This window comes from Mumia sp. zg.B21 (genome assembly GCF_019550855.1).
In the GTDB taxonomy this organism is placed as follows: Bacteria; Actinomycetota; Actinomycetes; order Propionibacteriales; family Nocardioidaceae; genus Mumia.
This window is the reverse complement of the sequence record NZ_JAHWCJ010000001.1, coordinates 915,741-930,782: the sequence shown is the minus strand read 5'-3', so window position 1 is coordinate 930,782 and position 15,042 is coordinate 915,741. Positions and strand designations below refer to the sequence as shown.

Annotated in this window: 13 protein-coding genes; 4 read left to right on the top strand and 9 right to left on the bottom strand. The window is 69.2% G+C overall.

Features of this window, described 5'->3' with window-relative positions; translation table 11 throughout:
* Window positions 1–120: 120 nt before the first annotated feature.
* The 4 genes from KV100_RS04545 to pafA all read right to left on the bottom strand — a co-directional run bounded on the left by KV100_RS04545 (window position 121) and on the right by pafA (window position 4,551).
* Window positions 121–1,101, bottom strand: a complete 981-nt coding sequence (locus KV100_RS04545; RefSeq protein ID WP_220341698.1) for a YafY family protein — start codon at window positions 1,099–1,101, stop codon at window positions 121–123.
* Window positions 1,098–2,060 (bottom strand): YafY family protein, encoded by a 963-nt coding sequence (locus KV100_RS04540; RefSeq protein WP_220341697.1) that lies wholly within the window; start codon window positions 2,058–2,060, stop codon window positions 1,098–1,100. The genes KV100_RS04545 and KV100_RS04540 overlap by 4 nt, the downstream gene beginning before the upstream one ends.
* Before the next feature lie 84 nt (window positions 2,061–2,144).
* Complete coding sequence (locus tag KV100_RS04535; RefSeq protein ID WP_220341696.1) at window positions 2,145–3,098, bottom strand: FKBP-type peptidyl-prolyl cis-trans isomerase; 954 nt, start codon at window positions 3,096–3,098, stop codon at window positions 2,145–2,147.
* Between the two features lie 91 nt (window positions 3,099–3,189).
* Window positions 3,190–4,551, bottom strand: coding sequence for a Pup--protein ligase (gene pafA / locus KV100_RS04530; RefSeq protein ID WP_220341695.1), 1,362 nt, complete (start codon window positions 4,549–4,551; stop codon window positions 3,190–3,192).
* A 157-nt stretch (window positions 4,552–4,708) separates the two neighbouring features.
* Here pafA and KV100_RS04525 point away from each other — a divergent pair, with 157 nt between their 5' ends.
* Both KV100_RS04525 and KV100_RS04520 read left to right on the top strand, forming a co-directional pair.
* Window positions 4,709–5,695 carry an ATP-binding cassette domain-containing protein gene (locus KV100_RS04525; protein ID WP_220341694.1) on the top strand — a complete coding sequence of 329 codons (987 nt, stop codon included), beginning with the start codon at window positions 4,709–4,711 and terminating at the stop codon, window positions 5,693–5,695.
* A complete protein-coding gene (locus KV100_RS04520; protein WP_220341693.1) occupies window positions 5,692–6,636 on the top strand; it encodes an ABC transporter permease in 945 nt (314 codons plus the stop codon). The genes KV100_RS04525 and KV100_RS04520 overlap by 4 nt, the downstream gene beginning before the upstream one ends.
* On the opposite strand, the gene prcA is transcribed toward KV100_RS04520, so the two are convergent.
* The 3 genes from prcA to KV100_RS04505 are packed head-to-tail and all read right to left on the bottom strand — an operon-like array spanning window position 6,587 to window position 8,352.
* Window positions 6,587–7,285, bottom strand: coding sequence for a proteasome subunit alpha (gene prcA, locus KV100_RS04515; RefSeq protein ID WP_220341692.1), 699 nt, complete (start codon window positions 7,283–7,285; stop codon window positions 6,587–6,589). The genes KV100_RS04520 and prcA overlap by 50 nt on opposite strands.
* A 42-nt stretch (window positions 7,286–7,327) precedes the next feature.
* Window positions 7,328–8,143, bottom strand: a complete 816-nt coding sequence (gene prcB / locus KV100_RS04510) for a proteasome subunit beta (RefSeq protein ID WP_220341691.1) — start codon at window positions 8,141–8,143, stop codon at window positions 7,328–7,330.
* Window positions 8,143–8,352: a ubiquitin-like protein Pup gene (locus KV100_RS04505; RefSeq protein WP_220341690.1), complete on the bottom strand. Its 210-nt coding sequence runs from the start codon at window positions 8,350–8,352 to the stop codon at window positions 8,143–8,145. The genes prcB and KV100_RS04505 overlap by 1 nt, the downstream gene beginning before the upstream one ends.
* Window positions 8,353–8,436: 84 nt before the next feature.
* Here KV100_RS04505 and KV100_RS04500 point away from each other — a divergent pair, with 84 nt between their 5' ends.
* Entirely contained in the window at window positions 8,437–9,081 is a 645-nt protein-coding gene (locus KV100_RS04500) for a hypothetical protein (RefSeq protein WP_220341689.1), read from the top strand.
* A gap of 6 nt (window positions 9,082–9,087) precedes the next feature.
* Here the strand turns inward: KV100_RS04500 and dop are convergent, their stop codons facing one another.
* The gene (gene dop / locus KV100_RS04495) at window positions 9,088–10,605 is read right to left on the bottom strand and encodes a depupylase/deamidase Dop (protein ID WP_255559174.1); all 1,518 of its coding nucleotides are present in this window, start codon (window positions 10,603–10,605) and stop codon (window positions 9,088–9,090) included.
* Between the two features lie 60 nt (window positions 10,606–10,665).
* On the opposite strand from dop, the gene KV100_RS04490 reads away from it, so the two are divergent.
* The gene (locus KV100_RS04490) at window positions 10,666–11,184 is read left to right on the top strand and encodes an NUDIX hydrolase (protein ID WP_220341688.1); all 519 of its coding nucleotides are present in this window, start codon (window positions 10,666–10,668) and stop codon (window positions 11,182–11,184) included.
* Here KV100_RS04490 and metH read toward each other — a convergent pair.
* Entirely contained in the window at window positions 11,163–14,954 is a 3,792-nt protein-coding gene (gene metH / locus KV100_RS04485) for a methionine synthase (RefSeq protein WP_220341687.1), read from the bottom strand. The genes KV100_RS04490 and metH overlap by 22 nt on opposite strands.
* Window positions 14,955–15,042: the final 88 nt, after the last annotated feature.

Below are 15,042 nucleotides of genomic sequence, written 5' to 3'. Positions count from 1 at the left end.
ACCTCACGATTCCGTGCGTCGGTGCGCAGGGCGCTCCGTTGCGCCTTCACTGGCATCGTACGCCGCCGAGGAAGGACTCGTCTCCCCTCACACGCATCTGGGGCCCGCGAAACGAAGCGCTCAGGAATGGTCGGTCGACCGGTCGTACTCCGCCAGGGAGGCGGTGGTCTCCGCGATGACCTGCTCCGCGAGGCGTCGCGGCTCGACGACCCGCACGTTGCCCGCCGACCGCAGGACGAACCGCTTGAGCCACGCCTCGTCGCCGGTGACCACCTTGATCAGCAGCCACCCGTGGTCGTCCGTCCCGATCTCGGCGTGGTCGACGTAGTCGCGGACCCACAGCGCGTTGGGGTGGAGCGCGACGATCGCCTCCGCGTCCCCTTCGTGAGGCTCGAACAGGTGGGTCGTGTAGTCCCGGGGTTCGACGCCCTCGTGCTCGGCGACAGCGGTGTCGAGGACCTCGATGCCTTCGACCCGGTCGAGTCGGAACAGCCGGACGCCGTCGGCGCGGTGGCACCACCCCTCCAGATAGAGCCTGCCCTCGGCGGTGATCAGACGCAGCGGGTCGACGTCGCGCTCGGTGAGCTCGTCGCGCGACTCCACGCGATAGACGAGGTGGATCCGGCGGCCTCGCGCCAGCGCGTCGGCAACGCGCTCGTGGGCGGCGGACTGCGCGTCGTCGACCAGGACCTCCGCGGCGTCCACGCCGTGCTCGGAGTCGCCGGTGGCAGCGAGCAGCTTGGCCAGTGCGGACTCGATCGCGGGCTGGTCCTGGCCACCGGCGGTCTCGCGCAGGGCGCGCAGAGCGGTGATGAGCGACGCGGCCTCGTAGCCGTTGAGCCGCAGCGGACGCCCGAGGAAGTCGGCGTTGTCGAGATAGACGACGCCGTCGACCTCGAGGGCGTCCATGTCGATGTCGATCATCTCGCCGGTCACCGCCTCGGGGAGGCCGCAGAACCACAAGACGTTGAGGTCCTTGACGATCTGCGCCCGAGGTACTCCGAAGACCTCGGCCACCTCCGCCACCGGCACGCCGTCGTTGGTGCGCAGGTACGGGACGAGCGCGAGCATGCGCTCGATCTGCTTCGCCGACGGGCTCACAGGTGTGCCACCTCCAGGACGCGGGCGAGTCGGGTCCGCACCTCGGCGCGCAGCTCAGGCGGCGAGACGGCCACCGCGTCGGCGCCGTACGAGGCGATCTCGGTCGCCAGCTCACCCACCGAGCCGTACGGCAGCTCGATCTGGTCCCATCCGTCCTCGGTGGGCTCCTGGGCGGTGGCCCGGCGGCGCAGGCCGAGACCGCGACCCTTGCGGACCCGGACCACCGCGTCGGCGGTCGGTGGCGCGGGGAACAGGGATGCGGCGATCTCCCGGACGTCGGCGTCGTCGGGGACGTCGAACTCACGGGGAGAGCCCGCGGCTCGGACGTCGCCCACCACCCGGCTGAGCCGGAAGAGACGCTGGTCGGCGCGCTCGCGGTCGTAGCCGACGAGGTACCAGCGGCCGTGCCAGGAGACGAGCCGCCACGGCTCGACGACCCGCTGAGCCTGCGCACCGTCGGCCCGCTCGTAGAGGAACGTCACGGGCGTACGGCTGACGACCGCCTCCCAGATCGGCTCGAAGGCCGGCTCGCTCGCCGCGAGCCGGGGCTCGACGCCCGAGAGAGCCTCAGGATCGACGGGCACACCGGCGGCAAGGAGCTTGCGCAGCGCCACCGCCGTCGCCTCGCCGAGGCGTGCACTCTGCCAGACCCGGGCCGCGACGCCGAGCACCGCGGCCTCCGACGGCTCGAGGTCGATCGGCGGGAGCTCGAACTCCTCACGCCGGATCCGGTAGCCGGGCTCGACCCCGTGGTACGACTCGGTCTCGCCGACCTCGATCGTGATCCCGATCGTCCGCAGGGAATCCTTGTCGCGCTCGAACATGCGGTCGAACGCGGTGTCGGACTGCCCCCGGTAGGGCTCGATGACCTCGCGGATGCGGGACTTCGGGAGATAGGTCGGTGTCACCAGGAGGGCGATGAGGAGATTCATCAGCCGCTCGGTCGTGCGTGGTGCCACCAGGTGCTCCTCGTCGGGTCGGACCAGCAGGTCAGCCAACAAACTACATCGTCCGACCCGACGCGGTGGAGCGCCGCGGCGAGGTTACGGCGCCGGGGCCGGGGCCGGGGTCGCAGGCGCCGGCTTGCCCTTCTTGACGAGGTCGACCACGAAGATGAGCGAGTCACCACCGCTGATCCCGCCCTGAGGGTTGCCCGTAGAGCCGTAGCCGTCGGTGTACGGCATGGTGACCAGCACGCGGCTGCCGTACTTCTGGCCGACGAGGCCGGTGATGAAGCCCGGGATCATCTGCCCCGGTGCCAGCTGGAAGTCGACCGTGTCGCCGCGCTTGTACGAGCTGTCGAAGGTCTTGCCGTCGCGCCCGTTGACGCCGAGGTAGCGGACGGTGACGGTGTCGTTCTCCTTGACGGTCGCGGCCTTCTTGCTCTTGGCCGGGATGACGACCTTGGACTCGGTCTTGGCCACGACGAGCGGCTTCTTCGCGAGGGTCACGGTGGGCTGCTTGCCCCAGGCGCCCGTGACCTTCACGTCGGCGATGGACCCGTTGGGCTTGGGCGCCTCCCACTTGGAGAGGACGTCGGCGACGACCAGGAGCGTCTCGTCCCCCTGCTCGGTGCCCTTCTCGGCGCCGAGGTCTTCGCCGGTCACACCGACCAGGACGCGCGTGCCGAACGGCTTGCCGATCACGGCGGGAGAGATGATCTTGTCCTGCTCCTTGCTCATCGGGGTCGCCCCTGTGGCGTCGCCCTTGAACGTGTTGCTGGCCTCCTTGCCGTCCTTGGCCTGCACGAGCACGTACTTCATGACGACCTCGTCGCCGTCGGCGACCTTCGCCCCGTCTCCCTCGGTGATGACCCGGGTGGTGACCTTGTCGACCTTCACGCCCTTGGCGTTCTCGATCTTCGGGGCCTCACCGACCTTGCCGGTGACCTTGACCGCGTCGAGAGAACCGGCGTCCGCGTCGTCGTCACCTCCCCCGCCACAGGCGGCTGTGAGGACGAGTACGGGAGCGATGAGAACGGCTGCTAGGCGGCGCACGCGGCGGCGACCTTTCACTGGGGAGCGGGACAACGTCGACAACGGTAGCCGACGAACCTCAAAATTAGATGAGGGAGCCTGAGAACGCTGGTCACATCCCGTCGATGAGCTTCTGGACGCGCTCGTCGTGGGATCGGAACGGATCCTTGCAGAGCACGGTCCGCTGGGCCTGGTCGTTGAGCTTGAGGTGCACCCAGTCCACCGTGAAGTCACGCCGGCGTTCCTGCGCGCGCTTGATGAACTCCCCGCGCAGCCGGGCGCGCGTCGACTGCGGCGGCTTGGACTTCGCCTCGAAGATCGACAGGTCGTCGGTGACCCGGGCGACCGCGCCCTGGCGTTCGAGCAGGTAGTAGAGACCCCGGTCGCGCAGGATGTCGTGGTAGGCCAGGTCCATCTGAGCGATGCGCGGGTGGCTCCAGGTCAGGTCGTTCTTCTCGCGGTAGCGGTCGAGCAGGCGGTACTTGATGACCCAGTCGATCTCGCGCTCGACGAGCGAGAGGTCCTCGGACTCCACCGCCTTGAGGGTCCGCTCCCAGAGCTCGAGCGCCCGCGCGGCCACCGGGTCGTCCGGGTCGTGCCGGTCGACGAACGCGCGAGCCTTGCCGAGGTATTCCGCCTGGATCTCCAACGCCGACAGCTCGCGCCCGTTGGCCAGCGAGACCTTGCGCCGACCCGTCATGTCGTGGGAGATCTCGCGGATCGCGCGGATGGGGTTGTCGAGCGTCAGGTCGCGCATCGGGATGCCCGCCTCGATCATGCGCAGCACGAGGTGGGTCGTCGCCACCTTGAGCAGCATGGTGGTCTCGCTCATGTTGGAGTCGCCGACGATCACGTGGAGCCGGCGATAGCGCTCGGCGTCGGCGTGCGGCTCGTCGCGGGTGTTGATGATCGGTCGCGACCGCGTGGTCGCCGACGACACGCCCTCCCAGATGTGCTCCGCGCGCTGCGACACCGAGAACATCGCCCCTCGTGGCGTCTGCTGGACCTTGCCGGCCCCGCAGATGATCTGTCGCGAGACGAGGAACGGGATCAGGATGTCCGCGATCCGGCTGAACTCGCCGTCGCGCGAGACGAGGTAGTTCTCGTGACACCCGTAGGAGTTGCCGGCCGAGTCGGTGTTGTTCTTGAAGAGATAGATGTCGCCGAGGATCCCGTCCTCGCGCAACCGCGTCTGGGCGTCGAGGAGGAGGCCCTCGAGCACCCGCTCCCCCGCCTTGTCGTGGGTGACGAGCTCGACGATGTCGTCGCACTCCGGCGTCGCGTACTCCGGGTGGCTGCCGACGTCGAGGTAGAGGCGCGCTCCGTTGCGCAGGAACACATTGCTGCTGCGGCCCCAGGAGACGACCCGGCGGAAGAGATAGCGGGCCACCTCGTCGGGCGACAGGCGTCGTTGTCCGCGGAACGTGCACGTGACGCCGTACTCGTTCTCGATGCCGAAGATCCGTCGCTCCACGCCTCCACCCTATGCCGGAAACGGTCGGCGCACTCTGTGCTTCGCGGCGGCCTCGCCGGGCAAATTCCGGTCGAGTTCCGTCGGCGGCGTATGGGACGCTGGAGTGGTGTTCCTAAGAGGAACACGTTGGCGTGCGCAACGACACGAGGTGGGAGACATGGCCAGCGGAATCGCGATCGAGACGCATGAGCTCGTGAAGACGTACGGGGACAAACCGGCGGTGGACGGCATCAACCTCCGTGTGCCCGAGGGCGGCGTCTACGGCTTCCTGGGACCCAACGGAGCCGGCAAGACCACGACGATCCAGATCCTCGCGACTCTCCTGCGTCCTGACGGCGGGTCGGCACGCGTGCTGGGCCACGACGTGGTCTCAGAAGCCGACGCCGTACGCAGCGTGGTGAGCCTGACCGGCCAGTACTCGTCGGTCGACGAGGACCTCACCGGCCGCGAGAACCTTCAGCTCCTCGGCCGCATCCTCGGGTTCTCCCGGGCGCAGGCACGGAGCCGGTGCGACGACCTCCTGGAGGCCTTCGGGCTGACCGACGCCGCCAACCGCCAGGTCAAGCGCTACTCCGGCGGCATGCGACGCCGGCTCGACATCGCCGCGAGCATCGTGGTCACCCCGCAGATCCTCTTCCTCGACGAGCCGACGACCGGGCTCGACCCCCGCAGCCGGATCCAGGTGTGGGACATCGTCCGGTCGCTGACGGCACGCGGTACGACCGTGCTGCTGACCACGCAATACCTCGACGAGGCCGACCAGCTCGCCGGGCGTATCGCCGTGATCGACACCGGCAAGGTCATCGCCGAGGGCACCAGCAGCCAGCTCAAGTCCGAGGTCGGCTCCGGCGCGCTCCACGTCCACCTCCACGATCCCGCCGACCGGCCGCGAGCGATCGACGTGCTCACGCGCGCCCTCGGCGACGAGGTCGTCCCAGGAGCCGACGCCGCCGACGTCACGGGCCGGGTGGACGACCGCACCAAGGTCCCCGCCGCGCTCGCCACCCTCGCCGCCGACGGCGTCGAGCTTGCCGGCTTCAGCTACGGGCAGCCGACCCTCGACGAGGTGTTCCTCGCCCTCACCGGCCATCCGGCCGAGGAGACGGCGCCCTCGGACGCAGACACCGAAGGAGCGATGGCATGACGACCACGACGACGGGCACCACCGACTCCCAGATCGTGCCCGCCAAGCTCGACGCCGTCCTCGCCTCCGGGCCCCGCCCTCCGCGGGCCGGCGCGGTGACGACGTCGCTGGCGTTCGGCTGGCGGGCGATCCTGCGCATCAAGCACGTGCCGGAGCAGCTGTTCGACGTGACGCTGTTCCCGATCATCTCCGTCCTGATGTTCACCTATCTGTTCGGCGGGGCGATCGCGGGCTCGACCAGCACCTATCTCCAGTTCCTGCTGCCGGGCATCCTGGTCCAGACGGTCGTGATGATCACGATGTACACCGGCGTCGCGATCAACACCGACATCGAGAAGGGCGTCTTCGACCGGATCCGGACGCTGCCGATCTGGCGCCCCTCAGCCCTGGTCGGAGCACTCCTCGGCGACGCCGTCCGCTACACGCTCGCGTCGTTGTTCGTCGTCGCGCTCGGGCTGATCCTGGGCTACCGCCCCGGGGGTGGAGCGATCGGCGTCGTCGCCGGCATCGCGGTGCTGATGGTGTTCTGCTTCGCGTTCAGCTGGATCTGGACGTGGGTCGGGCTCCTGGCCCGCAGCCCGCAGTCGGTGATGGGGATCAGCATGATGGTGCTGTTCCCGCTGGCGTTCCTGAGTCCCGTGTTCGTCGATCCGTCGACGATGCCCAACTGGCTGCAGGCGTTCGTCGAGGTCAATCCGATCTCGCACGCCGTCTACGCCGTGCGCGGACTGATGTCGGGCGACGCGGTCGGCGACGAGGTGATGTGGACCTTCGCCGCGGCTGCCGTGATCGTCCTGATCTTCGCGCCGCTCACGATGCGGGCGTACGGCCGCCGCCGCTCCCCCCGCTGCTGTCGGGGGCGGGGCCCCCCCCGCCCCCCCCCACGACAGCTCAGGCGGAGGCGAGCGCCGCGTCGACCTGAGCGTCCGTCAGGCGCTTGAACTTGCGCGGCCGGGTGCGGGTGCGGTCGAGCACCGCGACCTCGAGCTGGTCGGCGGTGAGCACGCGCGGCGTGGTGTCGTCGTGGCCCAGAGCCTTGGCGGCGAGGATGATCGCAGCCTCGAGCGCGAGTCCCTCCGTGTAGTGGTCCTTGAGGTAGCCCTCGGCAGCCTCGGCCTGTCCGCCCATCACCGCATGGCCCTGGATGTCGGCGACCGACCCGTCATAGGTGAGTCGATAGATCTGGTCCTGTGCCGGTGCAGCGCCCACCTCGGCGACGAACAGCTCCACCTCGTACGGCTTCTCTCCCCCGGAGGAGAAGATCGTGCCGAGCGTCTGTGCGTAGGCGTTGGCGAGCCCACGCCCGGTGACATCGCTGCGGTCGTACGAGTAGCCGCGCAGGTCCGCGAGACGGACGCCGGCGATGCGGAGGTTCTCGAACTCGTTGTAGCGCCCGACGGCCGCGAAGCCGATGCGGTCGTAGACCTCGCTGATCTTGTGCAAGGCGTTGGACTGGTTCTCGGCGACGAAGAGCACGCCGTCGGCGTACTGGACCACCACGACGCTGCGGCCGCGCGCGATCCCCTTCCGCGCGAAGTCCGCACGGTCCTTCATCAGCTGCTCGGGCGAGACGTAGAACCCTGCGCTCACGTGAGTCCTCTCTGGTCAGCGGTACGGCGATGAACGGATGCGTCACTCCAGCGGGGCTGATGGCCCGTCCGGGCGGACCATGCGGCCCCCGATCACACGGTCGGCGATCGCCGCTGTCACGTCGTCGTCGTAGGCCCGGTAGCCGTCGGCGGTGATCACGGCGACCATCGGGAAGATCCGACGCGTCAGGTCGGGCCCGCCGGTCGCCGAGTCGTCGTCGGCCGCGTCGTACAGCGCCTGGATGCAGGCCGTCACGGCCTCGGTCTCGTCGAGGTCGGGACGGTAGAGCTTTTTGAGGGCACCACGGGCGAAGGTCGACCCGGATCCGACCGAGTGGAACGAGCGCTCTTCGTTGCGGTTGCCGGTCACGTCGAAGACGAAGATCCGGCCGACCGCGGTGTCGTGGTCGTAGGCGGCGAAGAGCGGCACGACGGCGAGTCCCTGCATGGCCATCGCGAGGTTGTTGCGGATGAGCGTCGCGAGGCGGTTGGCCTTGCCGTCGGTCGAGAGGGGGATGCCCTCGATCTTTTCGTAGTGCTCGAGCTCGAGCTGGAACAGGCGCGTCATCTCGACGGCGATCCCTGCCGTGCCGGCGATGCCGACGGCAGAGTACTCGTCGGCCGGGAAGACCTTCTGGATGTCGCGCTGGGCGATGACGTTGCCCATCGTGGCCCGCCTGTCGCCGGCCATGACGACGCCGCCCGGGAAGGTGGCCGCGACGATGGTCGTCGCGTGCGTCAGCGGCTGGGCGACCGACGCGTCGGCGAGCCGGGCGGCCGGGAGCAGCTCGGGCTGGTGTCGTGCGAGGAACTCGGTGAAGGACGACGAACCGGCCGCGAGGAAGGCCTCAGGCAGCATCACTGCCCGCCCTTCTGGACGAAGCTGCGGACGAACTCCTCGGCGTTCTCCTCGAGGACGTCGTCGATCTCGTCGAGGATGGAGTCGATGTCGTCGTCGAGCTTTTCTTTGCGCTCGGCGACGTCCTCCGAGGTGTCGACCTGGACGTCGTCCTCACCCTCGGTGCTCTTGCGTGTGGTCTTGTGCTGCTGCCCACCGTCGCGTGCCATCGCAACCTCCTCGAGTCGGCTCTTCGTGCCGTCGACTCGACCCTATACCGGCCTGGTGACCGAACGCGCTGAAAGACTGTGCCGATGGATCGGAGCCGCGGGGACACCTGGGAGAACACCACCCACGACTGGCACGCGACCGTCGACCTCGACCACCTCGCCGCCATCGCGGAGGCGGTCGAGACGTATGCACCGGGAGGCACCCTGCACCTCGTGCTCGAGGTGCTCGCCTACGCTGCCGACGAGGCTGAGTCCCGTGGTGGTGGGCAGGCAGTCATCACCCTTCACGCGGACGGATCGGTCTCGGTCGCCGACGACGGCCGTGGGACGGACACCCGCACCGACGCCCACGGCGTGCTCGTCAAGAAGCCGGTGATGGCCACCCGTGACCTCCGGTTCTTCGACGCCGCCGCTCCCCCGCTCCTCGCCGACGGCCAGCCCCGCCGCGGATTGTCGGTCGTCGCGGCGTTGAGCGCACGGCTCGTCCACGAGAACCGTCGTTCGAGCGGCTCGTGGCGGCAGTGCTACGAGCACGGCGTGCCGGTGACCGTCCTGGAGCCGTTCACCGCCGACGGGAGCACCGGGACGACGGTGCGCTTCTGGCCGGCGCCCGCGCTTGCGGCGCTCTCCGCTGACGCTCTCGAGACACTGGCCCGGGCTGGTGGACCGGACCTGAGGGTCGAGCTCGTCATCGACGGCCTGCCCCGCGAACCGCGTGAGGCTCCCTGACGCCGGTCAGCGCCGGGTGATCGCGTCGAACAGCCCCTGGGCGGTGCTGTGCGCCTCGAAGAGCCCGCCGACGTGCTCGCGGGTCCCGCGCAACGGCTCCATGGTCGGGACGCGCTGGAGGGTGTCCCGGCCTGGGAGGTCGAAGATCACGGAGTCCCACGAGGCCGCCGCGACCGACTCCGGATAGCGGGTGAGGCACTGTCCTCGGAAGTAGGCGCGGGTGTCTTCGGGCGGCTGCGTGACCGCCCTCTCGATCTCGGTGTCGGAGAGCAGGCGCTTCATCCGGCCGGTGCGGACGAGCTGGTGGTACAGGCCCTTCGTGGGTCGGAGATCGGCGTACTGGAGGTCGACGAGGTGGAGCTTTGCGTGGTCCCAGTCGAGCGAGTCGCGCTCGCGGTAGGACTCGAGGAGTGCCAGCTTGGCCACCCAGTCGAGCTCGTCCCGGAGCTGGAACGGGTCCTCGGCGAGCCGGGTCAGCACCGACTCCCAGCGGTCCAGGACGTCCTTGGTCTGTCCTGCAGCCGGGTCGTCTCCGTCATGGCCCCGCGCGACGAAGGCCTGGGCCTTCTCGAGATAGCTCCACTGGAGGTCGAGCGCCGTGATGGTCCGACCGTCCGCGAGCTCCACCGCGGTGCGCAGGGACGCGTCGTGGGAGATGGCGTGCAGCGCGTTGACCGGCTGCGCCAGCTCGAGACCGCTCGAGAGCTCGCCGGACTCGATCATCGCCAGCACCAGCGAGGTGGCGCCCATCTTGAGGTAGCCGGCGATCTCCGACATGTTGGCGTCGCCGATGATGACGTGGAGGCGGCGATATTTAGAGGGGTCGGCGTGCGGCTCGTCGCGGGTGTTGATGATCGGCCGCTTGAGCGTCGTCTCGAGGCCCACGCCGACCTCGAAGTAGTCGGCGCGCTGGCTGATCTGGAAGCCGCTCTCGGACCCGTCTTGCTGGCGCCCGACGCGGCCTGCTCCGCAGATGACCTGCCGGGAGACGAAGAACGGCGTCAGATGCTCCACGATCGCGCCGAACGGCACGTCTCGCCGCATGAGGTAGTTCTCGTGGGAGCCGTACGAGGCGCCCTTGTTGTCGACGTTGTTCTTGTAGAGGAGCAGGCCCGGGGATCCCGGGAGCTGCGAGGCCAGGTCGGCGCCGCGCTGCATGACGAGCTCGCCGGCCTTCTCCCACAGCACGACGTCGCGGGGGTTGGTGCACTCGGGAGTGGAGTATTCGGGGTGGGCGTGGTCGACGTAGAGGCGGGCACCGTTGGTCAGGATCACGTTGGCGAGGCCCAGGTCCTCGTCGGTCAGCTGCGTCGAGTCGGCACGATCGCGGCTGAGGTCGAAGCCGCGCGCGTCGCGCAGGGGGTTTTCTTCTTCGAAGTCCCAGCGGGCGCGGCGCGTCAGCCCGTGGGCGCTCGCGTAGGCGTTGACGACCTGGGTCGAGGCCACCATCTGGTTGGCCGTGGGCTGACCCTTGACCGAGATGCCGTACTCGACCTCGGAACCCATCACCCGTCGCACCGTCATGTCGCCAGCCTAGCCAGTGTGACCGACGCCGCCCCGGAACCGCGCTGTCATGATGGCGGCGTGGACGAGATCGTGGCGCTGTACAGCAGGGACGGACGACCGGCCGGGTCGGCTCCGCGGTCGCGTGTCCGGGCCGAGAACCTTCACCACGCGGCCACCGCCGTGGTCGTCCTCGATCCCGCGGGACAGGTCTACGTGCACCGGCGCACCACGTCCAAGGACGTCTTCCCTGGCATGTACGACGTGTGCGCGGGCGGCGTCCTTCTCGCGGACGAGGCCCCCTGTGACGGCGCCGTCCGCGAGCTCGCCGAGGAGCTCGGGATCACCGCGGCCCCGCTCCAGCCGATCTTCACCGGCCGGTACGAGGACGAGCACACCTCGTACGAGGCGTTCGGCTACCTCGTCGAGGGATGGGACGGCCCGGTCCGCTGGCAGCCGGAGGAGGTCGCCTGGGGCGGATGGATGCCGCTGACCGAGGTCGTGCGCCGCCTCGGCGACCCGGCGTGGCCACTCGTGCCGGACTCCCGCGCACTGGTCGGACCCTGGCTTCGCGCCCGTCAGTCCTCGTCGGTGCGGTAGCCGAGGTTGGGCGAGAGCCACTTCTCTGCCTCGGCGACCGTCCAGCCCTTGCGCGCGGCATAGTCCTCGACCTGGTCGCGACCGATGCGACCCAGCACGAAGTACTGCGACTCCGGGTGCGAGAAGTAGAGACCGCTGACGGCCGCACCAGGCCACATCGCCATGCTGTCGGTCAGCTCGATCCCGGCGTTCTTCTCGACGTCGAGGAGCTCCCAGATCGTCTGCTTCTCGGTGTGCTCCGGACAGGCAGGGTATCCAGGGGCAGGCCGGATGCCGACGTAACCCTCCTTGATCAGCGCCTCGTTCGTCAGCGCCTCGTCCGGCGCATAGCCCCAGAACTCCTTGCGGACCCGCTCGTGCAGGCGCTCGGCGAAGGCCTCCGCGAGCCGGTCGGCCAGCGACTCCAGGAGGATCGCGCTGTAGTCGTCGAGGTTCTTCTTGAACTCGGCGGCCTTCTCGGACACGCCGAGCCCCGCGGTCACCGCGAAGGCACCGACGTAGTCACGCAGCCCGGTCGCCTTCGGAGCGACGAAGTCGGCGAGCGACTTGCGCGGGGATCCCTCTCGCCCCTCGCCCTGCTGGCGGAGCGTGTGCAAGGTCGTCAGCACCTCGCTCCGCGACTCGTCGGTATAGACCTCGATGTCGTCGCCAGGCACCTGGCTGGCCGGGAAGAGACCGAACACCCCGTTGGCGCGGACCCACTTCTCGGCGACGATCTGGTCGAGCATCACCTGGGCGTCGTCGTAGAGCTTGCGGGCGGCCTCGCCGGTCGACGGGTTGTTGAGGATGTCGGGGAACTTGCCGCGCATCTCCCACGCGTTGAAGAACGGCTGCCAGTCGATGTAGCCGCGCAGCTCCTCGAGCGAGTAGTCGGTGAGCGTGCGGACGAGCTGGACGTGCCCGTCGTGGCGGTGGTCGCACCCGGCACCCGAGCACACGTCGCGCGCCTGCTGGAGCAGCATGTGCGGACGTGGAGGCCGGTAGTCGCTCCAGTCGATCGGTGTCGCCTGCGCGCGGGCCTTCTCGAGCGGGAGCAGCGACCGGCTGCTCTGCCGCGCCGCGTGGCGCTCTCGCAGCGCCTCGTAGTCGGCCTCGGTCTCGGCGAGGAGCCGCGGCCGCTGGTCGTCGGACAGCAGGGCCGCGACGACAGGTACCGAGCGCGAGGCGTCCTTCACCCAGATGACCGGACCGTGGTACTTCTTGTCGACCTTGACCGCCGTGTGGGCGCGCGACGTCGTCGCACCGCCGATGAGCAGCGGGATGTCGAAGCCCTGCCGCTCCATCTCGCCGGCGAGGTTGACCATCTCGTCGAGCGACGGCGTGATCAGGCCCGAGAGCCCGATCACGTCGGCACCTTCGGCCTTCGCGGCGTCGAGGATCTTCTGAGCCGGCACCATCACGCCAAGATCGACGACGTCGTAGTTGTTGCACTGGAGGACGACGCCGACGATGTTCTTGCCGATGTCGTGGACGTCGCCCTTGACCGTCGCCATGACCACCTTGCCGTTGGTCCGCTCGACATCACCCGGTTGACGCTCGGCCTCGATGAACGGGATCAGGTGCGCCACCGCCTTCTTCATGACGCGCGCCGACTTCACCACCTGCGGCAGGAACATCTTGCCCTCGCCGAACAGGTCGCCCACGACGTTCATCCCGGCCATCAGCGGGCCTTCGATGACCTCGATCGGCCGGCCCCCGCGCGCGGCGATGACCTGGCGCAGCTCCTCGGTGTCGGACTCGGCGTACGTGTCGATGCCCTTCACGAGCGCGTGGGTGATCCGCTCCCCCACCGGCAGCGACCGCCACTCCTCGTTGGCGACCTCTCTGACCGCGCCGTCCCCGGCGAAGTCGGCCGCGATGTCCAGCAGCCTCTCGGTGGCGTCCGGCCTGCGGTTGAGGACGACGTCCTCGATGCGGTCGCGCAGCACCTCGGGCACCTCGGCGTAGACCTCGAGCGCACCGGCGTTCACGATGCCCATGTCCATCCCGGCACTGATCGCGTGATACAGGAACACGGCGTGGATGGCCTCGCGCACGGCGTTGTTGCCGCGGAACGAGAACGACACGTTGGACACCCCGCCCGACACCAGCGCGTGAGGAAGGTTCTGCTTGATCCAGCGGGTCGCCTCGATGAAGTCGACGCCGTATGCCGCGTGCTCCTCGATGCCGGTGGCGACGGCGAAGACGTTCGGGTCGAAGATGATGTCCTCGGCGGGGAAGCCCACGTCGTCGACGAGCAGGCGGTACGCACGCTCGCAGATCTCCTTGCGGCGCTCGAGGTTGTCGGCCTGGCCGTCCTCGTCGAAGGCCATGACGACGATCGCCGCACCGTAGCGGCGGCACAGCCGGGCGTGCTCGACGAAGGCCTCCTCCCCCTCCTTCATCGAGACGGAGTTGACGATCGGCTTGCCCTGGACGCACTTGAGACCAGCCTCGATCACCTCCCACTTGGAGGAGTCGACCATGATCGGGACACGGCTGATGTCGGGCTCGGACGCGATGAGGTTGAGGAACCTCACCATCGCCTCCACCCCGTCGATCATGCCCTCGTCCATGTTGACGTCGATCACCTGCGCGCCGCTCTCGACCTGCTGGCGCGCCACGTCGAGAGCCGCCGAGTAGTCACCTGCCTTGATCAGGTTGCGGAAGCGGGCGGACCCGGTGATGTTGGTGCGCTCTCCGACGTTGACGAAGAGCGTGTCGTCGACGACGGTGACGGGCTCCAGACCGGCCAGCCGCAGCGCCGGCACGGCCGTCGGTGGGACCCGCGGCGTCTTGTCCGCCACCTCGCGCGCGATCGCCGCGATGTGCGCCGGCGTCGTCCCGCAGCAACCACCGACGAGGTTCACGAACCCTGCGTCGGCGAACTCGGCGAGGATCGCCGCCGTCTCGTCGGGTGCCTCGTCGTACTCACCGAAGGCGTTCGGGAGACCGGCGTTGGGGTAGCAGCTGACGAACGTGTCGGCGATCCGCGCGATCTCGGCGATGTAGGGCCGCATCTCCTTGGCCCCGAGCGCGCAGTTGAGGCCGACGAGCAGCGGCCGGGCGTGCCGGACCGAGTGCCAGAAGGCCTCGGTGACCTGCCCCGACAACGTACGGCCGGACGCGTCGGTGATCGTGCCGGAGATGATGATCGGCCACCGACGGCCGTGATCGGCGAACACGGTCTCGACGGCGAAGATGGCCGCCTTCGCGTTGAGCGTGTCGAAGATCGTCTCGATGGCGATGACGTCGGCACCGCCGTCGAGGAGGCCCCGGGTCGCGGTGGCGTACGCGTCGACCAGCTGGTCGTAGGTGACGTTGCGCGCGCCGGGGTCGTTCACGTCGGGTGAGATCGAGGCCGTGCGTGTGGTCGGCCCGAGCGCCCCGACGACGTATCGCGGACGTCCCGTCGCCTGCCCGACCTCGTCGGCGACCTCGCGCGCGAGCCGGGCCGACTCGTAGTTGAGCTCGTACGCGAGGTCTCCCATGCCGTAGTCGCTCAGCGAGATCGCGGTGGCGTTGAAGGTGTTGGTCTCGATGAGGTCGGCGCCGGCGTCGAGGTACTCGCGGTGGATGGCGGCGATGAGCTGGGGCTGCGTGAGAGTCAGCAGGTCGTTGTTGCCCTGCACGTCGGAGGGCCAGTCCTTGAAGCGCTCGCCGCGGTAGCCGGCCTCGTCGGGCCGGTCGCGTTGGATCGCGGTGCCCATCGCCCCGTCGAGCACCAGGATGCGCGACCGGAGTGCCTCAGTCAGCTCGTCGGTCGCGTCCGGACGGAGGTTGCTGCTCACGACGCGTGCCCTTCCGAAATGGGGTGATTGGCGCAGGAGCGCCGGTTTCGAGACTAGTCGACGGACGGTCGCCCACGTCGCCCCCGCG

Coding starts and splice junctions, on each gene's coding strand:
- KV100_RS04500 (WP_220341689.1), top strand. CDS start 8,437: ATGGATCGGAGCCGCGGGGACACCTGGGAGAACACCACCCACGACTGG.
- prcB (WP_220341691.1), bottom strand. CDS start 8,143: ATGCTGCCTGAGGCCTTCCTCGCGGCCGGTTCGTCGTCCTTCACCGAG.
- KV100_RS04525 (WP_220341694.1), top strand. CDS start 4,709: ATGGCCAGCGGAATCGCGATCGAGACGCATGAGCTCGTGAAGACGTAC.
- KV100_RS04505 (WP_220341690.1), bottom strand. CDS start 8,352: ATGGCACGCGACGGTGGGCAGCAGCACAAGACCACACGCAAGAGCACC.
- KV100_RS04520 (WP_220341693.1), top strand. CDS start 5,692: ATGACGACCACGACGACGGGCACCACCGACTCCCAGATCGTGCCCGCC.
- dop (WP_255559174.1), bottom strand. CDS start 10,605: ATGACGGTGCGACGGGTGATGGGTTCCGAGGTCGAGTACGGCATCTCG.